Source organism: Sphingopyxis granuli, from assembly GCF_001559015.1.
Lineage (GTDB): Bacteria > Pseudomonadota > Alphaproteobacteria > Sphingomonadales > Sphingomonadaceae > Sphingopyxis > Sphingopyxis granuli.
Genome location: NZ_CP012199.1, coordinates 2944039 through 2966183 on the forward strand (window position 1 = coordinate 2944039; position 22145 = coordinate 2966183).

Consider the following 22145-nt stretch of genomic DNA (forward strand, 5'->3'; position numbering starts at 1 on the left):
GGAAGCGGACATTCGCCTGCCTTCCCCACCTTTGTCATTCCCGCGAAAGCGGGAATCCAGGGTATGCGTCGGCTGACCCCACGCTGGATTCCCGCTTTCGCGGGAATGACAAGATTTCTAAACATACCGGCAGTCGCCTTTATTTACGCCTTTGCGTGAGGCAAATCATCATGACACCAGCTTGAGTTTCCGCGCGATGCGCCAGCCCACCGTCTTTGCGCGCGCATAGTCCGGCCAGCGCGGCGGCATCGCGGGATCGAGCCCCAGACGCCGCAGCAGCGCGTTGGCGGCGTGCGCCTCGGACTCGCGATAGCTCCATTCGCTGCGCCAGGTGATCGATAGCGAGATCGACGGCGCATCGCCGTTGGCGACGAAATGCGGGGCCATCACCGGCACCAGCACCGCGTCGCCGGGGCCGAGCGGCACCTGTTGCTCGCCGCCGCGAAAGGCGTCCTGCCACGGCAGGTTGCGATGGCCGCCGGTGTGATAGCGCTCATGCTCGCGCCGGTCGGCGAAGCGTTCGTCCCCCGCGGGCCAGACGTGCATCACCTTGCGACCGCGCAGTTGCAGCAGGATGTTGTGCTCGGGATCGAAATGATAGGGGGTGATCGACCTGGGCGACGAGATGAAGAGAAAGCCCTGCGGCATCAGCATGGCGCCGGTGCGCGGTGCGACGACCGGTTCGAGCTCGCCGAGCAGGTCCATCAGCAACGCGCGGTAGCCGGCCTCCGTCTCGATATTCTTGAGCACCGCCCAGCTCCGGTTGGTCTCGATGGTGCGGATCGTCTCGCCGATCGACAGGCCGTTCGACGGGACGTCCTCGGGCCGGATGCCGACCGGCAGGTCGCCGGGATTATATTCGACCTGCCCCGCGGGCAGGCTCTCGCCGAGCGTCGCCAGCGCGCCCAGCGACAGCAACGGATGCTCATCGAGCCGATGGTGCAGCAATCCGGCCTGCGAGGGATAGAGTTCGGCCATGCGGTCGAGCGTCTCGGCGGGAAAGATCGGAGTGGCGATCGCCTGATGCATGGTCATGACGGGTCCTGTATTGCGTCGGAAGGGGTGGAATGCGGGCGCTTCCAGCGCCGCCAGATCGCCTCGATCCGGGTCAGCGCGTCGAAGCGCCAGCGATCGGGCGCGGCGGACAGCGGCACATTGACCCAGACCAGCCGCCGGCGCTCGCGCCAGATGCTGTCGATCATCGGATGATGCGGCACCGCGCAACTGTCGACCCAGTCGATCGCCGGATCGGCGAGCAGGTCGAGATTCTCGCGCTGGAGGAGGACCCCGGGGGAGAAGCGCGCATAAGCCTCGTCGAACGCCGTCTTGAACGAGAAGCCGCCGGGTGGGCAGAGGAAATGGATCAGCATCGCGAGCGGCCGGCCGTCGAGATCGAGCGCGCTCATCGCGAGCCGGTCGGCGGCGACAGCGCCCGCCAGCGTCGCGCGAAACCAGGCCTCGGTCTCGCCATGGCTCGCGAGCGCCGATCCGGCGCGCCCCTTCCAGCCGCGCATCTCGAGGTCGAGGAAAGCGTCGATCCACGGGTCGAGCGGTTCGTCCGGCCGCCAGCGGCGAAAGGCAAGCTCGCCCTGATCCGCGAGACGCTTCGTCTGTCGTCGCAGTTCCTTGCGCTTCTTGGCGCGCACCGCGGCCTGCCAATAGGCGTCGGGCGACAGGCGGCTGTCGAGCAGCGCGCGTTCCTCGCGGTGGACGATTTCGACCGCACGGCCGCGCCCCTGCGCCACATCGGCGAGCGCGCGGTGCAGCGGCCCGTCCTCGGTCAGGCGCGGCAGGTGGACCAGCGTTCTCGCCCAGGGCGCGGCATCGCACCAGCCGAGCAGGATCGACCAGAACAGCCGCTCGAATCCCGCGCGGACCAGCGGCAGGCCCAGGAAATGGTTGGGGTGCGCCCAGCCGATCGCATGGCGCAGCGGCAGGCGGCCGTACCGGTCCGCCGGCGCGAGCGGCATCACGCCGATCACCGGCCCGCCGTCGCCGTCGCGCACCATCACCAGCCGCGCCCGCCGTTCGGGGTCGAGCAGGTGGAGCGCGGGCTGCAGGCACCAGCGTTCGACAAAGGGGTTGGGCTCGCTCGCGTCGTCCGCCAGCGCGTCCCATGCCGCCGCCAGTTCGGGCGATAGCGACAGCGGATCGACGACGCGCACCGCCAGCGGCGCGGCGTCCTCGTGCGTCGCCACATCGTGGGCCGGAAAGGCGGGATAGACCGTCATCGGCGGCGAGCCTGACAGCAAGTCGTTAAGATGACGTGGCGATTCATGCGACGGATTTTCCGTAGGCCGATCTTCAGCCGTCACAATCCGAACAGCTTCGCCAGCGACTTCTCGAGCATGAAGAACTGCCAGATCAGCCGGCCGTGATCGCGGCGGCCCGCCTGGTGCGCGGCGACGATGCGTTCGATTTCCGCCATGTCGAACCAGCCCGACCGCGCCAGCGTCGACGAGGTCGCGAGCGCGCGCGCCTGATCGGCGAGCGCCCCGCGGAACCAGTGCGACACCGGCGTCACGAACCCCATCTTCGGGCGATAGAGGATGTCGTGCGGCAGATAGCGCTCCATCGCCTGCTTGAGGATCGCCTTGCCCGTTCCGCCCTTGACGCGCATCGCGGCGGGCAGCGCCGCGGCGAATTCGACGAGGCGATAGTCGAGCAGCGGCTCGCGCGCCTCCAGGCTGACCGCCATGCTCATCCGGTCGGTCTTGGTCAGGATGTCGCCGGGCAGCCAGATCTTCAGATCGGCATATTGCGCGCGGTCGAGCCGCTCGCGCGCCGGCGCCTCGACCATGGCTTTCCAATAGCGCGCCTCGGCGACATGATCGCCGAGCGCCCGTTTCGCGGCGTCGTTGAACAGGCGCGCGCGCTGGTCGGGGCCGGTGACGCCGACCGCCTCGGCATAGGCTTCGGCGCCGCCTTTCGACAGGCCGGCGAGCGTCGCGCGGGCACGCAGCGGGCGCGGCGCCCAGTCCATCTGCGGCCAGACGCGCGCGAGCGGGCCGAGCAGGTTGCGCCGCAGCACCGCCGGGATCATCGCGCGCAGCCGTTCCTCCTGATGCTGGAACACCAGCCGGCGATAGCCCGCGAACGCCTCGTCCGCGCCGTCGCCCGACAGCGCGACCGTCACCTCCTCGCGCGCCAGTTCACACACGCGGTAGGTGGGCAGCGCGCTCGCATCGGCGAAGGGTTCGTCGAACATGTCGGCGATGCGGTCGACCAGCGCAAAGTCGGCCGCCGCGACGGTACGCGTGCGATGGTCGGTGGCGAACCGCTCGGCGATCTGCTGCGCATAGGCGGTCTCGTCGAGCGCCGCCTGGTCGAAACCGATGGTGCAGGTCCTGACCGCCCGCGCGCTCGCCTCCGCCATCAGCGCGACGACCGCGCTGCTGTCGACCCCGCCCGACAGGAAGGCGCCCAGCGGCACGTCGGCGACCATCCGGTCGGTGACGGCGGCGCGCATCAGGTGGACGAGATGCTCGGCCGCCTCGCCTTCGCTGGCGCGGATGCGGTTCGAGAAATCGGGCGACCACCAGCAGGACGGCGCGGGAACGGCCTTGCCGCGTTCGAGCATCAGATAGTGGCCGGCGGGCAGTTTCTCGACCCCCGCGACGATGCAACTGTCGTCGGGAACATAGCCGAAGGCGAGATAATCCTCGACCGCCGTCAGCTTCGCCTCGCAGCGCAGCAGCGGGTGGCGGAGCAGCCCCTTGAGCTCGGACGCAAAGGCGATCGAACCGTCGGACAGGCGCGCATAATGCAGCGGCTTCACGCCCAGCCGGTCGCGCGCGAGGAACAGGCAGCCGCGCACATGGTCGTGGATCGCAAAGGCGAACATGCCGTTGAGTCGCGACAGGCAATCGGGCCCCCATTGCCGCCACGCGGCGATGATGACCTCGGTATCGCCGCTGGTGCGGAACCGATGGCCGCGATCCTCCAGTTCGGCGCGCAGCGCGCGGAAATTATAGATTTCGCCGTTATAGGTCAGCGTCACCGCCTCGTCGTCGCTCGCCATCGGCTGCGGGCTGCCCGCGATGTCGATGATCGACAGGCGCAGGTGGCCGAGCCCGACCCCCGGCGCGGTCCAGTCGCCCGACCCGTCGGGGCCGCGATGCGCCATCGGGTGCAGCATCGCACGCACGCGCGCCGGGTCGACGGGCTTCGCCGTTTCGAGATGATAGATGCCCGCGATCCCACACATGGATCAGGGCCTTAGCGGTTTTCGAGGGCGCGGTCAGCCATCGCCTGCGCTCCGCCCGACGCGGAAAGGAAATCGGCGATCGCATCGCGCCCGCCCTGCCCCGCCTCGCTCGACACGATCAGCGACAGCGCGCGCGGGTCGCCGCCGAGCAGCCGCGCGCGCAGCCCGGCCAGCTTCGCCGCGCGCGCGCTGCCGGTCGCGCGCCCGTCGACGACATACCAGGTCGCGGCGTCGCGGAGCACCGGGCCGGGGTGGAGCAGCCGCTCGGTCCGGCCGCCGTCCACCGGGGCAAGCGCCGCGCTCCATGCCCATTTGCTGGCGGGATCGACCGCCCCCTGCCCGAAAGCGACGACCTCGCGCCCCTCGGCCTGCCGCTCGTAACCGCCGACCGCGACCGCAACGCGGCGCCCCTTCGCATCGGCGAAATGGCGCAGCAGGCGCTGGTCGGCGCCGTCGAAACGCGGCACCCACGGCAGGCCCTCCGCCGCCGCCGCCGCATGCCAGCCGGCGGGCGTCTCGACCGGCATCGTCGCCGGCAGCGGCGCCGAACGCCCGCCGACCAGCGCCGCCCAGCCGATGAACAGCAACGGGATCGCCAGCGCGACCGGCAGGATGGCCCGGCCGTCGCCGCGATAGCGCACAGGCCCGCCGAGCCGCGAGACGTCGACCGCCGCATCGCCGGCCGGGCGGTCGAACCAGCGGCGCGCGCCCAGCATCACCGCCAGAATCACCAGACCGAAGAAGATCCAGCCATAGAAGATATGGTCGATCCCTGCCGCGCGCTCGATTCCCCAGATTTCGGCGGCGACCATCGTACCCCAGGCGCGCAGCGCGTTGGCGAGAACCGTCGCGGCCAGCGCGATGGCGACGAACAGGACGCGCCGCGGCCAGCTTCGGAAACAAAGATGCGCCGCGAACACCGCATAGGCGAGCATCGCGATCAGGAAATTGACCCCCGAGCAGGCTTCGGCCACCTCGAAGAAACCGGCGCGCGTCGTGATGAACACGCCCTCCATATGCGCTTCGAGCCCCGCCAGATGCAGCAGCGCGACGCTGATATGCGCGGTAAGCGTCTGGAGCAGCGGCACCAGTTCCTCGCCGAACGGCACAAGGAGCAGCGCATAACCGAGCGGAAAGAGCAGCGCGCGAACCGCCTTTTCGCCGAGCGTCGCGCCGACCGCTCCCTGCAGCATCAGCACAAGGCCCAACTGTCGCAGCAGCGCCACCCCCGCCGCCTCGCCGACCAGCCAGACGCATGCCGCGCCCGCGAGCCAGCCGACCGCCGGCCACCAGAAGGCCGGCGTCAGCGTCTTCAGTTGCGGCCAACGCTGCGCCACCAGCCAGCCGATCATCGGCACCATCAGCAGGCAATGGGTGAAGGTGGAGCTATGCCACCAGATACCGGCCAGATCGGCCAGATCGCGCGCGAAAAGCGCAAGGATCGCTCCCGCCAGCAATGCCAGCGCGGCCAGATGTCTCCGCCACACCGTCATCGCGTCGTCAGTCCCAGCAGATCGCGGAGCGGGGCCAGCCGCGCGTCCCAGCCATAGCGCGCGATCATCCGCGCGCGCGCGGCGGCGCCCATCGCCGCGGCCGCCTGCGGATCGTCGAACAGGCGGACGACCGCATCGGCCATCGCCGCAGCATCGTCGGCGACCAGCAACTGATCGCCGGGGACCGCGTCGATCCCCGTCGCGGCGGCGGCGCTGGCGACGACGGGCCGCGCCATCGCCATCGCCTCGAGCAGCTTGTTCTGCACCCCGCGCGCCAGCAGCAGCGGCGCGACTACGGCGTCGGCGGCGGCCAGCCACGGCCGCACGTCGGGCACCTCGCCGGTGACGGTGACGCCGGGCTGGCCTTCGAGCGCGCGCACCGTATCGGTCGGCGCCCGGCCGACGATCGCGAAACGCGCCTGCGGATGCCGTCGCCGGATCAGCGGCAGGATATCGGCCGCGAACCAGCTTACCGCATCGACATTGGGGCGATAATCCATCTGGCCGGTGAACACGGCAAGCGGCCCCTCGCCCGCCCCGACTTCGGCCAGCGGCAGCGCGGGATCGAAGCGATCGGTGTCGATACCGTTCTCGACCGCGTGCACCTTGTCGGCATCGACCTCGCTTTGCCGGCGGAACAGCGCCGCCTCCGCCTCGCTGACGAACAGACTGGCATCGGCGCTGCGCGCGACCTTGGCTTCATAGGCGCCAAGCACCCGTGCTTCGCGCGCATGAATCCAGTGGAGCGGCTGGCGCGCGTCCTGCTGTGCGTAAGTGGCGAATTTGGCCGAATCGACATCGACGAAATCCATGATGACCGGACCGTCGAACCGTGTTGGCAGATATTGCGCCATCTGGCCCGAAAACCCCACGATATGCGTGACCCGGCCACTCGCGAGAAGCCCGCGCACATGCGCGGCAAGCGCGCCGCTGCGGAACAGCCGGTTCGAAACCGGCTCGCCGCGCAGCACGGCCTGCGCCAGCGCCACCGGTCGCGACACCTTGCGAACCTCGATTGCCAAACTTTTGCAAAGCGGGGTCATTTTCTCACGCGCTACCGCTGCATCCGCCGCATCGTCGGCGAGCGCGGCAACATGCACCGGCGCCCATTTTGCCAGCGCCTCGAACATGTGCCAGCTTCTGATCCGGTCGCCGCGATCGGGCGGCCACGGCGCGCGATGCACCAGGAACAGGACCTCAGCCATCGGGAAAAGGCCGTCGAGGGGCAAGCATCTATCCCAACCCCCGCGCGATCAGCGGTCCGATGCGGTTGGCGGCCCACAGCGGTAGTTTCTTCCACAGATCGACCTGCAACCGGTATTTCGCGCTGGTGGGATTGGTATCGCGCGGCGTCTCGCCCGGCGCCAGCCAGCGCGCATAGACGAGCGGTCGCGGCTCGAACCCCCAGTTCTTCTTGTAGGCGAACGGCCCGGTGCCGACTTTCGATCGGCCGAAATCGAAGCGCGTGCAGCCCTTTGCGCGCGCATGCCGCATCAGCGCATAATACATCAGTTCGTTCGCGCGCAGCGCCCGCGCCTCGGCCAGCCCGCCGCCCCAATAGGGCATCACCGCGCCGCGCCAGTAGAGGCTGAGCACGCTCGCCACCGCGCGGCCATCCTCGCGCACGGTCAATATGTCGGCATCGTCGCCGAAGGCATCGAGGACCGCGTCGAACAATCGTTTCGGAAAAACCGGCGTCCCCAGATTGCGCACGCTCGTCGCATAGACGCGATAATGGTCGCGCCGTTCGGCGGCGTCCCGGCCTGTCGTCACCGTCAGGCCGCTTTCGAGCACCTTGCGCACCTCGGCGCGTTGCTTGCGCGGGATGGCGAGCAGTTCTGCGGCATCGTCGGCCGCCAGATCGCGCGCGAAACCGGCGTAGACGCCGTCCTCGCGCATCCATCCCTCCGCCATGGGCAGCACGCCGCCGCGCAATTCGACCGAAGGCACGCCCAGCGACCGCGCGACATCGGCCGCCCCGTCTGCCAGCGTCGCCGCGACGGCGGCATCGTCCGCCAATATCCCGCCATCGACGGCAAAGCCGGTCGCGACGAGCGCCTGCCCGAACAGCGCCGATCGGACATGATGAAGCGGCAGGATGCCGGTCAGCGCCCCTGTCGCGTCGCGCGCCGCGACCAGGTGGCACCGATGCCCCGTCGCCGCGGTCACTGCGTCGCACCACATGCGGCTGTGGAAAGGCGTCGCGGCGGGATGCGCCGCGACATAGGCGTCCCATGCCGTCGCTTCGCCAAGCGGCGCGGCCGAAACGCCCGGCGCTGCGGCTGGATGGTTGGGGGCGTTCATGCCGCTGCGCGCCACGGCCGCGCGCGTTCCTGCTGCGCGGGAAGCAGCGCATCGGCCCGCGTCCATTCGAAATCGGCGAGCAGTTGCTTCAGCTTGCCAGCCATGGCCGACAAGCCGCTGTAATGCCGTATCTTCGATTTCAGCGGCGCGTCGGTCACGCGCGGCTGGCCGGGGTCGATCTCCCACGGGTGAAAATACAGGATGGCCGGATGCCCCTCGGCATTCATCCGCCGGATCGCCCAGCGCGTGAAGCCATAGGGCAGCAGGCGCATGAAGCCGCCGCCGCCCGCCGCGAGCGTTCGGCCGAAGGCGCGCGCCGTCGTCACCGGCCATTCGACAAGGTCGCTGTCCGCGACCGGCCGCCATGCGTGGCGCGGACTTTGCGGCCAGCCATAATGATCGTGGACGACCGGCGCGACGCTGCTCGAATAGGCATAGCCCTGTTCAGCGAGGATCGGGTGGGCCCACGGCGTGCGCGCGTCGATCGAAAAGCTCGGCGCGCGATAGCCGCGCACCGCGACGCCGCCCAGGTCCTCGAGGATCGCGCGCGCCTTTTTCAGGTCCGCGGCGAAGTCGTCGGCGCTCATCTGAAAGACGCGCTTGTGGTCGTAGCCGTGGCTCGCCAGTTCGTGTCCCGCCGCGACGATCCGCCGGATCAGCGCGGGGTAGCGCTCGGCGACCCAGCCCAGCGTGAAGAAGGTGCCGTGGACGCCGGCTTCGGCGAACATCTGCAGCACCGCGTCGCAATTCGCCTCGACCCGGCATTCGAGCGTCGGCCAGTCGGCGCGGTCGATCGTGCGCTCAAAGGCGCCGACCTGGAACCAGTCCTCGACATCGACCGACAGGCCGTTCCGCATCGTTTTTCACCTCATCGACCCCATAGCCGGGAATCATGGCTGCGTCAGGCCGCCCATACCTGCGACCGCGCCGGATTGGGCGCATTCTCGGGATCGCGCTCGACCCATTCGATCAGCAGGTCAAGCACCCGGCGCAGCGCGTCGTCCTGTTCGGAGATGCGCGCCTCGAGCCGCGCGATCTGCTCGTGCAGGGCGGCAAGCTGCTCGGGATCGACCGCCGGCGGGTCGGCAGGGGCCGGCGCGGCAAAGGGCGCCGCGTCGGGCGTGGCCGGCGGCCATTCCGTCGGCGCCGTGGGCACGGCGACGGGTGCCATCGCAGCGGCAAGTTCCACGACCTCCTCGACCGGCGCCGGCGCCAGCGTCGCTTCGTCGATGCCGCGGTCGGCCTCGATCTCGGCGATCACGCTGCGGACATGATGCCCCGAAATCCGGTGCAGTTCCTCGACCGCGCCGAACAGCAGCAGGCGGCTGACCAGCACGTTCAGCTTGCGCGGCACGCCGCCGCTGTAATCGAAGATCAGCTCGAACGCCTCGGGGCTGAAGCTCGGGTTGCCCGTCCAGCCGACCTTGCCCAGCCGGTGCAGGATATAGGGCTCGACCTCCTCGGGCTCCATCGGGTCGAGGTGATGCGTCGCGATCACGCGCTGGCGCAACTGTTCGAGCGTCGGCGAATGGAACAGGGTCTGGCGGAACTCGGGCTGGCCGAGCAGGAAAATCTGGAGCAGCGAATGTCCGCCGAGCTGGAAGTTCGACAGCATCCGCAGTTCTTCGAGCGCGGAGATGGCGAGATTCTGCCCTTCGTCGACGATCAGCAGCGTGCGGCGGCCCGCGCGCGCCTGCTCGCGCAGATATTGTTCCATCGCGCGGATCAGTTCGGCCTTGCTCTGCCCTTCCCACTCCAGGCCGAACTGCTCGGCGACCAGGCGCAGCAGATCATCGCCCTCGACCTGCGTCGACACCAGCTTGACCGCGGTCAGCCGGTTGGCGTCGATCGTGTTCATCAGGTGGCCGACCAGCGTCGTCTTGCCCGCGCCGACATCGCCGGTGATGACGATGAACCCCTCGCCCTGCGCCAGGCCATAGCCCAGGTAGGACATCGCCTTGCGGTGCGTGCCGCTCTCGAAATAGAAGGCCGGGTCGGGCGTGAGCTGGAACGGGCGCCCGCTGAAGCCGTAAAATTGATCGTACATCGCTCTATCCCCGGGAGTCTGGATCAGAAATTATAGCGCAGGCCGACGAGCGCCGAACCGATAAGCTGGCTGTTGAAGCCATCCTGGTCGAAGGCATTCAGCGCCGCCGCCGCGGTTCCGGTCAACCCGCGCCAGAATCTACGCGAATAAGCCGCCGAAACCCCCCCCGACCGCACATCGCCGACCCCCGGCGTGCCATTGTCGAAATAGTTGACGTAACCCGCAAGGCTGAGGCTTGCATCGGTGCCGAGTTCGCGGCCCGCCGACAGGAAGAGATAATAGCTTTCATCCTTCACGCCGTCGAAATCGGCGATCGCCGACAGCGCCGGTGCCAGCAGGCGGCGCTGGTCATAGCCGATACCGACGCCATAGGTCCAACGCCCGTAGCGCGAAGAGTACATCGCCTGAACGCCGCGGCTGCGGAACTGGAACGCTGTTGCGCTGCCGAGTTGCGGATTGAGGCATCCGGCGCTCTGCTGGCCGAAGACGCAGGGATTGATGTCGCCGCCTACCGGGTTGCGCGTCGGATCGAACTGGGTCGGCAGCGCGGCAAGACCGCCCGACAGCCCGCGTCCGAAGCTGGAGAGGCCGTCATAGACGCCGACCTGCACCAGCGTCGCGTGATCGGGACGATAGGTGAAACTGCCGGTATAGATGGTGTCGCCATAACGGCGGCCGATGCGCGCGGTCAGCGAGGTGCGGCGGCTCGGCTGCCACATGACGCCCGCGTCCCAGATCAGTCCATCGGTATCGAAGGAAAGCTGACGCGGGCTCGATTTGTCGGTGATGTAGCGACCATTAGCGTCGAGGACGGGAATGCCGTTCGTGTCGAGCACGGGGTCGCGCTGACCGATCTCGATGTCCTCATAGCCGATTCCGCCGAGCAGTGCTACTGTCGGACCGATCGGGACGGTAACGTCGGCGCGTGCATATTTGCCTTCGAAGCGCTGGTCTAGTTGGCTTGCATCCTCGCGTTCGTAGCCGCCCGAAAGCTGCCAGCCGAAGGGCAGATCACCCGGCCGCTGGCCGATGCTGGCCCATGCCACGTGGTTGGTCGAACTGTCGAAGACATTCTGCCGTGCAGCGCCGCCGGGCAGCAGCGCGGGCGCTTCGACATCGACCTTGGTGTAACCGAAGCGATAGCCCGCCCCGACGTCAAGATCGCCGATACGCTGGACCAACGTCGGGCCGGCATATACGGAATAGAGGTTGGCGACATTGCTGGCGCGGCCGTTGAAGATGCCGTTGTCGGCGCCCTGCCCGTCGGCACGCGTTCGCGTCGCGAGCGCCCCGCCTTCGAGGTTGAGGCCGCGCACGAGTTCGAGCCGCCCGCGCGCGAGACCGCTGATGATATCCTGATCGCTGTAGCCGCGCGATTCGGCGAACTGATGCTCGTAGCGCAGCGTCGCCGCCAGCTCGGCGCGGCGGGTGACGATCGCGGCGTCGACCCCGGCCGCAACGGTCGTATAGGTCAGGACATCGCCGCCGCCCTTGAGCTCGGCGGTCAGCACCTGTCCGATTTCGAGATAGGGCGTCACGTCGATCGTTTTCTGCCCGCGCGACCGCTCGCCGCGGCGCTGGCCCGGCTCCGAGGCGGTGGACGCGCCGGCAGCGGGAGCATCGCTCGCCCCCGGACCGCCATCACCCGAAAATTGCGCGTGCGCGCCGGTCGCGGTGCCGGCGAGCAGCAGCGCTGCGATCGCGCCCACGCGGCGCAAGCTGGTTGTGCGCATCATGACGCGCCTCCCTGTCCGTAATAGGTGCCGAAGCGGCGACCGCCCGGTGAATATTTGACGCCGTTGAGCAGCAACTGGACGTGCGGGCAGGCGCCCATCAGTCCGATCGCGTCGCGCAGTGCCGATTCGAGCGTTTCGTCGGCGCGCACGACCATGATGAGCTGCCCCACATGGCCGGCGAGCACCGCGGCCGGCGATGCCGCCAGCACCGGCGGCGAATCGAAGATGATGATGCGCCCCGGCGCACCCGCTTCGAGCTGGGCGATCAGCGCCTCTGTGCGCGCGGAGGCGAGCAGTTCGGTATCGTGCGTATGCTGCGTTCCGGCAGGCATGACCTTCAGCCCCGGAATGTCGGTCTGGATCAGGCAATCGCCGAGCGTCAGATGCGGATCGGCGAGCGCGTCCATCAGGCCCGGCCCATCCTCCAGCCCCAGCGTTTCGAGCACGCTCGGCTTCGCGATGTCGGCATCGACGAGCAGCACGTCATGATCGGCCTCGACCGCGAGGCTGAGCGCGAGATTGACCGCGGAGAAGGTCTTGCCCTCGCCCGGATTGGCCGAAGCGATCAGCACGCGGTGGCCGCGCGGCACGACCGGGCGGTTCGCCGTTCCCGCGAAGTTGCGGATCAACTCGCGCTTCACGATACGATATTCCTCGGCGATCCCGGTGACGGGCGCGCCGGGCACGATCATGCCGCGCGCGGCAAGCCGCTCGCGGTCAATCGTCCCCTGGCGCGTCGGCACGACGGCGGGCGCGGCCTTGGCGACCTCCTTGCGCGGCGAAGGTTTCGCCGGCGCGGGATCGATCGCGGGGGCGGCCTCGACCACGGCTTCGGGAGGCAATGCCTCCGCCTGCGGCGTTTCGGCGGCGGGCGCCGGCCGGGCCTTCGCCTTCTTCTTCTCGGGCTCGGGCGGCAGCTTCGATACGTCGATCGTCGGCGCGTTCGCCGCGGGGTCGAGGCCGAACATGTCGGCGGCGCGTTCGAGCAGCGACGGCGGGCGCTTGACGGGGCGTTGGTCGTTCATGTCCTTCTCCCCGCTCACGCGACCATGCCGCGCTGGACGAACTCGGCGACGAGCAGCAGGGCGTAGAGGCCGACGAGCGCGCCCGCCCCGCCCGCGAGCCACATCAATCGCTTGCGTCGTTCGACATGCCGTTCGGGCGTCACCACCTCGGTGATCGAGCCGATCACCGGCAGTCCGCTTGCGCGTTCGAGCTTGCCCGCCGTCGCGTAGCTGGTGCGGACCTGCGCGAGGCCAAAGGCCACGCCGATGCCGCCGGCAAGACCCGCGAGCAGGACGCCGGTCAGGAACAGCGGGCGATTGGGCGCGGCGGGGCTGGTCGGCTTGGTCGGCGGATCGAGCAGCTCGACGCGGATCGCGTCGGTTTCCGTCTGCACGTCGCCGCGGAGGCGCACCTGCTCGCGCTGCCCGAGCAGCTTGTCATATTGTGCCTTGAGCGCGGTATACTCGCCGTTGATCCGGTCATATTCCGCCGCGATGCCGGGATTCTGGATCTGCTGCGACGTGATCCTGGCGATATCGGCGGTCAGTTGCGCCTTGCGCGCGCTCAGCGCGCTGACGGTGGCCTGCCGCTCGGCACGCATGGCGGCGAGCGAACCATAAGCCGGGTTCTGCGCGTTGCCGGCGCTTCCGCCGCTGCCTTCGCGATCCGCCTGCGCCTTCAGCGAGGCGATCTGGCTCTTGAGCGCGACGACGTCGGGGTGCGCATCGGTCAGCCCGCGCGCGCGCATCGCCGACAGTTCGGCCTGCGCGCCCGCCAACTGCTGGCGCGCGACGCCGCCGCCGGTGGCACCGAGACCCGGCACGTTGATCGTCGCCGGGGTCGAGGCGAGCTGGCCGTTGGTCGCGGCAAGCGCAGCCTGCGCGGCAACGAGCTGCGTGTCGATCTGACCAAGTTCGGCGCGCGCCGCTTCGACGCGCTGCGCGGGCGAGCCGGCGCCGGCGGGAATCAGCCCGATGTTCTGCGCCTCGAAGGCCGCGCGCCGACCCTCGACCTCGCGCAGCGCCTTTTCCCGGTCGGCGATCTGCGAATCGAGGAATTTCAGCCCCTCGCGCGCGTTCATGCGCCCGCCGCGCAACTGGTCATCACGGAAAACGGTTATCAGGCTGTCGAGTACCCCCGAAGCCAGCTTGGCATTGTCGGCATCCGACAGGCTGCCGACGGCGACGCTCGACGTGATCTCAAAGATATTATCCTGTTGCGGAACGATCTTGATGCTCTTCTGCAACATGCCGACCGCCCCGGCCCGCTCGCGCTCGCCCGCGCCGACGGGCAGCAAGCCCGTCGTCACCGCGACCTTTTCGAGGTTGCGCGCGCTGGTCAGCGTCTCGCGAATCTGATCGATCCGCTGACGGCCGCCGAAACCGGCGGTCGTATCGTCGGGCAGGATCTGGTTGATGTCGACGAGCAGGCGCGCCCGCGAATCGTAGCGATTCGGGATCGAGGCGATCGCGAGCCAGCCGAGGATGCAGATACCCCAGGCGACGCCCAGCACCAGCCACCGGCGTGTCCAGACGCTGTGCAGCGCCAACCGCAGTTCGTCATATAGACCATTCATCGCCGGGGTTCAGTCCTTCGGATCGCGGGGCAGGGTCGGCCGTCCATGTCAGAACATGCTTTCGGGAATGATGATGACGTCGCCCGGCTGAAGCTTCACATTGGCCTTGATGTCGCCGCGCTTGATCAGATCGTTGAGGCGCAGAGCATATTCGTGCTGCTTGCCGCTTCCCTTATCGTAGCGCACGAGCCGCGCCTTGTTGCCCGCGGCATATTCGCCGAGACCGCCGACGGCGATCATCGCGTCGAGCACGGTCATGTTGGCGCGATAGGGAATCGACGCCGGCTTCTCCGTCGCGCCGACGATGCGCACCTGCTGCGAGAAGGTGCTGTTGAAGCTGGTGACGATGACGCTGACGATCGGGTCGGTGATATATTGGCCGAGCGCCAGCTTGATGTCCTGCTGAAGCATCGTCGGCGTCTTGCCGACCGCGGGCATGTCGGTGATCAGCGGCGTCGTGATCCGCCCGTCGGGACGCACCTGGACCTTGCCGCCGAGTTCCGGATTGCGCCACACGAAAATCTGCAGTTCGTCGAGCGGCCCGATGATATATTCCTCGCCCGGCCCTTCCTGGTTCGCGACGAAATTGGCGCTCGGCAATTGCGGCGCGGTTCCGGCGCTCATGCAGCCGGTCAGCGCGGTCGCGGCGATGCCGGAAACCAGCGCGGCGCGGGCGGCGCGGAGCGAGGGGAAGGATCGCATGTTCATATCACCTTTCGCATAGCCGGGCGCCCTCGCGGGCCCGGAAACGCGCCGGAACCCGCAATGACATCCATTGCGTCAGGGTCAGCCATGCTCGAAAAGGGTGAACATACCGTTAGTATTGGGGTAGGTTCGCGCCGCGCTTGTCGCAAACTGTCCCTGTTCGGAACAGAAATCGCCGTCTAGACGAGCATTTCGCGCGCCGGTCCCTGGCCGAGAAAAGCTGCCGGGCTCGCCGTGGCGCCATAGGCGCCCGCCTGAAAAAGCGCAACAAGATCGCCGACTTGTGCCGCGGGTAGCGCAACCTGATCGCCCAGCCGATCGAGCGGCGTGCACAGACAGCCCACTACCGACACCGTCTCGGCCGGCTCGCCGCCGAAGCGGTTGGCAAGCGCGATCGGATAGTTGCGCCGGATCACGGTGCCGAAATTGCCGCTTGCCGCCAGTTGATGGTGGAGTCCGCCATCGGTGACGAGGAAGGTTTCGCCGTGGCTGACCTTGCGATCGACGATCCGCGTCAGGTAGACGCCGGCTTCGGCGACGAGCCAGCGGCCAAGTTCCATCGCGAAGCGGCTGGTCGCCAGCACCGGATCGCGCGCCGCCAGCGTATCGGCGAGTGCGGCGCCGACCGCCACAGCATCCACCGCGGTATCGCCAGGAAAATAGGGCACGCCCATACCGCCGCCGATGTTGACGAGCGGCGGCGGCGCACCGACGTCGTTCGCCAGCCGCGCCGCGAGCGCCACCGTCTGCCCCTGCGTCTCCGCGATGGCGGCGGCGTCCAGCGCCTGCGATCCGGCGAAAATGTGGAAACCCCGCCAATCGGCACCGGCGTCGATCAGCCGCCGCACCAGCGCCGGGACCTCCGCCGCATCGACGCCGAACGGCTTGGCGCCGCCGCCCATCTTCATCCCCGATCCCTTGAGGTCGAAGTCGGGATTGACCCGCACCGCCAGCCGCGGCGTGATGCCGAGCCGCGCGGCGACGGCGAGCGCGCGGGTCGCCTCGCCAATCGATTCGAGGTTGAGCGTCGCGCCCGCCGCGATCGCCGCTTCCAGTTCGCGGTCGCGCTTGCCGGGTCCGGCAAAGCTGATGTGTTCGGCCGCCATGCCGCTCGCCAGCGCGGCCCGCAATTCGCCGCCCGAGGCGACGTCGAACCCGTCGACCCGCTCCGCCATGAAGGCGAGCAATGGCGGATAGGGGTTCGCCTTCATGGCATAGTGAAGCTGCACCGTTTCGGGAAATGCGGCGCGCCATTCGGCGATCCGCGCCGCCAGCAGCGCGCCGACATAGACGAACAGCGGCGTGTCGCCCGCAGCATCGGCAAGCCGGTCCGCGCGCGCGCCCCCGATCAGCAGCATGCCGTCGGCGTCGGCGGCGAAGCCGGGCGGAATCGGGCCGTGCGGCTTCATGCCGCCACCTGCCGCGTCCAGTCCGCAGCGATCGCGACGCGGTCGAGCTTGCCGTTGGGATTGCGCGGCAGGGTGTCGCGCCACTCGATCGTCTGCGGCTGCATGAAGTTGGGCAGCGTCTGGCGCAGCCACGCCGCCAGCCCGTCACGATCCGCATCCCCCCCCCTGCCGCGCACGATCAGCACGATCGCCGCGCCGAGCCGCGCATCGGGGATGCCGAAGGCGACGGCTTCGTAAACAAGGCCGGAGGCGACGGCCGCATCCTCGACCTCGGTGGGGCTGACGCGGTTGCCCGCGGTCTTGATCATCGCATCGTCGCGGCCGACGAAGGTCAGCAGGCCCTCGGCATCGCGGCGCACCGTGTCACCCGACCAGACCGCGATGCCGCCATGGCGCGAGGCCGGCGGTGCGGGGCGAAAACGCTCTGCGGTGCGTTCGGCGTCGTGCCAGTAACCCTGCGCGACGAGCGGTCCGCAATGCACCAGTTCGCCCGGCTCGTCGTCGTCGGTCACGCTGCCGTCAGGGCGGCACACCAGGATTTCGGCATGGGGGATCGCACGGCCCATCGAGGTCGGATGCGACGCCACGAGCGCCGGGTCGAGCCAGGTCGACCGGAACGCCTCGGTCAGTCCGTACATCGGGTAGATGGCGGCATTCGGAAAGGTGGCGCGCATCGCATCGATGAGCGTCGGGGTCAGCGCGCCGCCGCTGTTGGTCAGGCGGCGCAGCAGGGCGGCAGTATCGGCGGGCCAGTCGCTTTCGACGAGTTGCACCCACAGCGGCGGCACCCCCGCCAGCGTCGTTGCGCGGTATCGCGCCACGGCCTTCACCACGTCGCGCGGGGTCAGATAGTCGAGCGGCGCGACCGCCCCGCCCGCGTACCAGGTCGAAAGAAGCTGGTTCTGGCCATAGTCGAAGCTGAGCGGCAGCACCGCGAGCACGCGGTCGTCGGGCGCGATCTTCAGATAGGAGGCGACGCTCTCTGCCCCCAGCCACAGGTTGGCGTGGCTCAGCATCACGCCCTTGGGACGTCCGGTCGATCCGCTGGTGTAGAGGATCGCGGCCAGTTCGTCCGTTCCGGCCCGCGAGGGCGGCAGCGCCGGCCCGTCCGAATCGATCGCCGTTTCGGCGGCCTTCAGATCCTCGAACGCGCAATCCGCCGGCCGGCCGTCGCCGAGCATGTCGGCGCGCGGCGCGTTGGTGACGAGCAGTGTCGCACCGCTGTCGGCCAGTATATGCGCGACCTGCGGTCCCTTGAGCAGCGGGTTGACGGGCACATGGATCAGCCCGGCGCGCGCCGCGGCGAGCGGCATCAGGCAGATCGCCCGCGTCTTCGCGCCCCAGCTGGCGACGCGCTCGCCCGGACCGCCCGCGCGCTCGCGCAGCCAGGCGGCCAGCCGCCCGACCCCGGCATCGAAGTCGGCGAAGGACAGGACGCGCTCGCCGATCAGCAGCGCGGGCGCGTCGGGAACGCCGCGCAGCGCAAGATGGTCGATCGGATGCGACGGAGGATTTTCGATCTTGGTCATCGGCTGTTAGGAGACGGGTGATAGAGCGCGCGACCATGCAAGGGAACGGTGAACATCCCGCTAATGATGCGAAACGCCCCCCGGCGCGGGGCGCTGGCTTCGCCTCGCCCTTCGACCGCGAAGAGTGGTTCGATCTGCTCACGGCGCATGGCTTTGCCGGCGCGGGACGCCATGACGCGCGCGGCACGGCCGTCGACACGCACGCCCTCCTGCCCCTGCGCATCGAACGACCGGGCCATTATGCCGGGCTCGCCAACTGGTACAGCTTCGCGATCCGGCCGCTCTACACCGGCGATGGCGACCGCCCGGCGGCGCTCGCGGACCTGTTCGCGGCGCTGCGCCGGCGCGCCGTGCGGCTGACCCTCTACCCCGTTCCCGATACCGAACAGATGGCCGTCGCCTCCGCGTTGCGCTCGGCGGGCTGGTGGGTGAAGGCCAGTCCGAAAGGCGACCGGCACTGGCTCGACCTGTCGGATCTCAACCATGACAGCTGGTGGGAGAGCCGCCCCGGCGCGCTGCGCAGCACCGTCCGGCGCAAGGCGAAGAAGGGCGTGGTCGACATCGAACTCTTCACCGCCTTCGACGCCGACGCGTGGGCGGCCTATGAAGCCATATACGCCGCGAGCTGGAAGCCGGAGGAAGGCGATTCCGCACTGCTGCGCGCCTTTGCCGAGGCCGAAAGCGCGCGCGGCACCTTTCGCATGGGACTCGCGCGCATCGAGGGCGCACCGGTCGCCGCGCAATATTGGACCGTCGAGGACGGCACCGCCTTCATCCACAAGCTCGCGCATGTCGAGGACAGCCTGAAAGCGTCGCCGGGAACCTTGCTGTCGGCAGCGCTGTTCCGCCATGTCATCGAGGTCGACCGCGTGTGCCGGGTCGATTTCGGCACCGGCAACGACGCCTACAAGCGCGACTGGATGAACCGGCACGAACCGCTGTGGCATATCGAGGCTTTCAATCCGGCGCGCATCGCGGCATGGGGACCGGGACTCAAGGCTTTTGCGCGTTCGGTCCTCGGGCGCGAATGAGGATCAGGATCGTGACCGAACCCGTCGACACCCAGCTTCGCGCCCTGCTCGCCGACATCCTCGGCCTGGGCGAAGAGCGCGCCGCCGCGCTGACCGCCGACAGCGGCCTGTTCGGCGAACTGCCCGAATTCGATTCGATGGCGGTCGCGACCGTGCTCACCGAGATGGAAGATCGCCTCGGCATCCTGATCGACGACGACGAGATCGACGGCGAGATATTCGAAACCTATGGCCACCTGCTCGCCTTTGCCGAGCGCAAGGTTCGAGGTTCATAGGATGGGCGGGGGCGCATGGACGGTCATCGGCTGCGCATAGACCCCGCCGGAACGCCGCGCGCGACCGTCCTGTTCGTCCCGCCGCTGTTCGAGGAAGCGAACCGCACGCGCCGCACGCTGGTGCTGGCGATGCGCGCGCTGGCGGCCGACGGATTCGCCGCGCTGCTGCCCGACCTGCCCGGACAGAATGAAAGCCTGACCCCGCTCGTCGAGGTCGATCTGGCGCGCTGGATCGAAGCGCTGGCCGCGATCGCTGCCCAAATCGACAGTCCGCTGATCGTCGCATCGCTGCGCGGCGGCTGCCTGATCGACCATCGCGCCAAGGCCGCGGCCCATTGGCGGCTGGCACCGGTCGCCGGCGCGTCGCTGCTCCGCACGCTGCTGCGCGCGCGCGTCAGTGCCGACCGCGAGGCTGGAAAATCCTCGTCGCTCGAAAACCTGCAAGCCGAAGCGCGCAATGCTCCGCTGCTACTCGCAGGCAATCGGCTGTCGCCCGCGATGATCGCCCAGCTTGGCGGCGCCGAGGTCCAGGCGGTCGCGCCGTTGCGCAGCCTCCCGCTCGGCAGCGGCGACGGCGCGCTGCCGGGCACGCCATTGTGGCTGCGCGCCGAGCCGGGCGAGGACGCCGCGATGGCGAACGCGATCGCCGCCGACATCGCGGCCTGGGGGGCGGCATGCGGCATCAGCTGAGTTTCGTCTGCGAGGGCACGGCGCTCGCCGCGACACTCGACGACGCGCCGGGAACGAGCGGGCTGCTGATCGTGTCGGGCGGCAACGAAATCCGCAGCGGCGCGCATCGCGGCATGGCGACGCTCGCGCAGCGGATCGCTGAAGCCGGTCATCCGGTCTTTCGCTTCGACCGCCGCGGCATCGGCGACAGCGAGGGCGAGAACGGCGGGTTCGAGTCGAGCGCCCCCGACATCGCCGCCGCCATCGCCGCCTTTCGCACCGCGGCGCCGCAGGTCGCGCGGATCGTCGCCTTCGGCAATTGCGACGCGGCGAGCGCGCTGCTGCTCCATCAGCCGCTGCCGCTCGACGCGCTGATCCTGGCCAACCCGTGGACCTATGAGGATGCCGACGGTGACGGGGAAGCCGAACCGGCGCTGCCGCCGGCGGCGGCGATCCGGGCGCGCTATCTGTCGCGGCTGAAGGACCCCAAAAGCCTGCTCAGGCTGGTGAAGGGCGAGGTCGATCTTCGCAAGCTGGCGCGCGGACTGTCGGCGCTCGGCCGGCGGAAGGCGGAAGCGGCTCCCGACAGCCTTGCCGCGCGGCTCGACAAGACGATGGCGGCGCTTCCCTGCCCCGCCACGATCCTGCTCGCCACGGGCGACCGGACGGCACAGGCATTTGCGGAGAATTGCAGGCCGGACGCGCTGCCGGTCGAACGGCTCGACAGCGCATCACACAGCTTTGCGGGTGCGGATGGCGACTGGCTGGCGACACGGATATTGGAAAGACTGGGCTGACTTCCGGTTGGGGACAAGGAACTGCCCGTTCCAAAATCGTCTCTGTTCTGTTTGACTTGAAGCAAGCCCCTCCCCTGAAGGTGGAGGCCATCAGCCTTGCGCAAGGGTTCAAGCCCCCACCCCAACCCCTCCCCTGGAGGGGAGGGGCTTTCATGCTGCTTCAATCTGAACGGGACAGACTCCAGACAGGTAATCGTTCCCCGGCGAAAGCCGGGGTCCACGCGGGGTAGCGCCATGCCATCTGGACCCCGGCTTTCGCCGGGGGACAAGCCCTCACTTGTTGGCCGGAATCCTCGATCGGGCTCCGTCTACGCATCCACCGTCGCGCGATATTCCGCCTCGGCGAGGAAGCGTTCGGCGTCGAGCGCGGCCATGCAGCCCATGCCTGCCGCGGTCACCGCCTGGCGGTAGACCTTGTCGGTCACGTCGCCCGCCGCAAAGACGCCGGGAACGGCGGTCAGCGAGGTGCCGGGCGTCACCTGCAGATAACCGTCGTCGTCGAGCGGCAGCTTGCCGACGAACAATTCGGTCGATGGCTTGTGCCCGATCGCGACGAAGCCGCCGTCGGTGGGCTCGTGCCTCGCCTCGCCCGTGACGGTGTCGATCAGGTCGACGCCGACCAGTCCCGCGGCGCCTTCGCCCGCGACGAAGCGATCGACCTTCTTGTTCCAGATGACCTTGATCTTCGGATTGGCGAACAGCCGATCCTGCAGGATTTTTTCGGCGCGCAGCGAATCGCGACGGTGGATCAGCGTCACGTCGTCGCTGTGGTTGGTGAGGTAGAGCGCTTCCTCGACCGCGGTATTGCCGCCGCCGATCACCACCACTTTCTTGCCGCGATAGAAGAAGCCGTCGCACGTCGCGCAGGCCGACACGCCCTTGCCGCCCAGTTCCTGCTCGCCGGGAACTCCCAGCCATTTCGCCTGCGCGCCGGTCGCGATCACCAGCGTTTCGGCGACATAGACGTCGCCGCCGTCACCGATGAGCCGGAAGGGGCGTTGCGACAGGTCGACGTCGACGATCGTGTCCCAGATCATGCTGGTCCCGACATGGACCGCCTGCGCGGTCATCTGTTCCATCAGCCAGGGGCCCTGAATCACCTCGGCGAAACCGGGATAATTTTCGACGTCGGTGGTGATGGTCAACTGGCCGCCGGGCTGGAGCCCCTGGACCACGATCGGCTGCATCCCGGCACGCGCGGCATAGATGGCGGCCGACAGGCCCGCCGGACCCGAACCGAGGATGAGCATCTTGGTGTGGTGAGTGGTGGGCATGATCGTCCTGTTGCTGCGTGATCGATGAGCGTTTCGACCGTCTCTTCGACAATCGAACTGCCCGGTCGAGATGGGTGTTGCCAAGCGC

At 68.8% G+C, this 22145-nt stretch carries 19 protein-coding genes; 4 read left to right on the forward strand and 15 right to left on the reverse strand.

The features are described 5' to 3' along the window. Positions 1 to 168: 168 nt before the first annotated feature. The 14 genes from SGRAN_RS13680 to SGRAN_RS13745 all read right to left on the reverse strand — a co-directional run bounded on the left by SGRAN_RS13680 (position 169) and on the right by SGRAN_RS13745 (position 18011). Positions 169 to 1035, reverse strand: a complete 867-nt coding sequence (locus SGRAN_RS13680; RefSeq protein WP_067184509.1) for a cupin-like domain-containing protein — start codon at positions 1033 to 1035, stop codon at positions 169 to 171. Next, a complete protein-coding gene (locus SGRAN_RS13685; RefSeq protein WP_067184511.1) occupies positions 1032 to 2231 on the reverse strand; it encodes a GNAT family N-acetyltransferase in 1200 nt (399 codons plus the stop codon). Before SGRAN_RS13685 ends, SGRAN_RS13680 begins: the two co-directional genes overlap by 4 nt. An 80-nt stretch (positions 2232 to 2311) precedes the next feature. Continuing rightward, positions 2312 to 4207, reverse strand: coding sequence for an XrtA/PEP-CTERM system amidotransferase (locus SGRAN_RS13690; RefSeq protein WP_067184513.1), 1896 nt, complete (start codon positions 4205 to 4207; stop codon positions 2312 to 2314). An 11-nt stretch (positions 4208 to 4218) separates the two neighbouring features. After that, positions 4219 to 5700 carry an exosortase A gene (gene xrtA / locus SGRAN_RS13695; protein ID WP_067184518.1) on the reverse strand — a complete coding sequence of 494 codons (1482 nt, stop codon included), beginning with the start codon at positions 5698 to 5700 and terminating at the stop codon, positions 4219 to 4221. Further along, positions 5697 to 6905 (reverse strand): TIGR03087 family PEP-CTERM/XrtA system glycosyltransferase, encoded by a 1209-nt coding sequence (locus SGRAN_RS13700; protein WP_067184519.1) that lies wholly within the window; start codon positions 6903 to 6905, stop codon positions 5697 to 5699. Before SGRAN_RS13700 ends, xrtA begins: the two co-directional genes overlap by 4 nt. A gap of 28 nt (positions 6906 to 6933) precedes the next feature. Further along, on the reverse strand, positions 6934 to 8004 hold the full coding sequence (locus tag SGRAN_RS13705) for a FemAB family XrtA/PEP-CTERM system-associated protein (RefSeq protein ID WP_067187093.1): 1071 nt from the start codon (positions 8002 to 8004) through the stop codon (positions 6934 to 6936). Then, positions 8001 to 8861 (reverse strand): XrtA system polysaccharide deacetylase, encoded by an 861-nt coding sequence (locus tag SGRAN_RS13710; protein ID WP_067184521.1) that lies wholly within the window; start codon positions 8859 to 8861, stop codon positions 8001 to 8003. Before SGRAN_RS13710 ends, SGRAN_RS13705 begins: the two co-directional genes overlap by 4 nt. A 44-nt stretch (positions 8862 to 8905) precedes the next feature. Continuing rightward, positions 8906 to 10051 (reverse strand): XrtA/PEP-CTERM system-associated ATPase, encoded by a 1146-nt coding sequence (locus SGRAN_RS13715; protein ID WP_067184523.1) that lies wholly within the window; start codon positions 10049 to 10051, stop codon positions 8906 to 8908. A 23-nt stretch (positions 10052 to 10074) separates the two neighbouring features. Beyond that, complete coding sequence (locus tag SGRAN_RS13720; RefSeq protein WP_067184524.1) at positions 10075 to 11787, reverse strand: porin family protein; 1713 nt, start codon at positions 11785 to 11787, stop codon at positions 10075 to 10077. Further along, complete coding sequence (locus tag SGRAN_RS13725) at positions 11784 to 12812, reverse strand: AAA family ATPase (RefSeq protein ID WP_067111585.1); 1029 nt, start codon at positions 12810 to 12812, stop codon at positions 11784 to 11786. The genes SGRAN_RS13720 and SGRAN_RS13725 overlap by 4 nt, the downstream gene beginning before the upstream one ends. A 14-nt stretch (positions 12813 to 12826) precedes the next feature. After that, complete coding sequence (locus tag SGRAN_RS13730) at positions 12827 to 14368, reverse strand: XrtA system polysaccharide chain length determinant (protein ID WP_067111588.1); 1542 nt, start codon at positions 14366 to 14368, stop codon at positions 12827 to 12829. A gap of 48 nt (positions 14369 to 14416) precedes the next feature. Continuing rightward, on the reverse strand, positions 14417 to 15070 hold the full coding sequence (locus tag SGRAN_RS13735; RefSeq protein WP_067111617.1) for an XrtA/PEP-CTERM system exopolysaccharide export protein: 654 nt from the start codon (positions 15068 to 15070) through the stop codon (positions 14417 to 14419). 182 nt (positions 15071 to 15252) lie between these two features. Then, complete coding sequence (locus tag SGRAN_RS13740) at positions 15253 to 16482, reverse strand: pyridoxal-dependent decarboxylase, exosortase A system-associated (protein ID WP_067184526.1); 1230 nt, start codon at positions 16480 to 16482, stop codon at positions 15253 to 15255. Continuing rightward, positions 16479 to 18011 (reverse strand): acyl-CoA ligase (AMP-forming), exosortase A system-associated, encoded by a 1533-nt coding sequence (locus tag SGRAN_RS13745; protein ID WP_067184529.1) that lies wholly within the window; start codon positions 18009 to 18011, stop codon positions 16479 to 16481. Before SGRAN_RS13745 ends, SGRAN_RS13740 begins: the two co-directional genes overlap by 4 nt. 35 nt (positions 18012 to 18046) lie before the next feature. Here SGRAN_RS13745 and SGRAN_RS13750 point away from each other — a divergent pair, with 35 nt between their 5' ends. Genes SGRAN_RS13750 through SGRAN_RS13765 form a run of 4 tightly spaced genes read left to right on the forward strand, consistent with a single transcriptional unit; the run spans position 18047 to position 20783 of the window. Beyond that, positions 18047 to 19042 (forward strand): GNAT family N-acetyltransferase, encoded by a 996-nt coding sequence (locus SGRAN_RS13750; RefSeq protein WP_067184531.1) that lies wholly within the window; start codon positions 18047 to 18049, stop codon positions 19040 to 19042. Positions 19043 to 19053: 11 nt separating this feature from the next. Then, positions 19054 to 19317 (forward strand): acyl carrier protein, encoded by a 264-nt coding sequence (locus SGRAN_RS13755; protein WP_234002610.1) that lies wholly within the window; start codon positions 19054 to 19056, stop codon positions 19315 to 19317. A 15-nt stretch (positions 19318 to 19332) separates the two neighbouring features. After that, positions 19333 to 20007 carry an alpha/beta hydrolase family protein gene (locus SGRAN_RS13760; protein ID WP_067184534.1) on the forward strand — a complete coding sequence of 225 codons (675 nt, stop codon included), beginning with the start codon at positions 19333 to 19335 and terminating at the stop codon, positions 20005 to 20007. Further along, on the forward strand, positions 19992 to 20783 hold the full coding sequence (locus tag SGRAN_RS13765; RefSeq protein WP_067184536.1) for a hydrolase 1, exosortase A system-associated: 792 nt from the start codon (positions 19992 to 19994) through the stop codon (positions 20781 to 20783). The genes SGRAN_RS13760 and SGRAN_RS13765 overlap by 16 nt, the downstream gene beginning before the upstream one ends. 308 nt (positions 20784 to 21091) lie before the next feature. On the opposite strand, the gene trxB is transcribed toward SGRAN_RS13765, so the two are convergent. Continuing rightward, positions 21092 to 22057 carry a thioredoxin-disulfide reductase gene (trxB, locus tag SGRAN_RS13770; protein ID WP_067184538.1) on the reverse strand — a complete coding sequence of 322 codons (966 nt, stop codon included), beginning with the start codon at positions 22055 to 22057 and terminating at the stop codon, positions 21092 to 21094. Between the last annotated feature and the right edge of the window lie 88 nt (positions 22058 to 22145).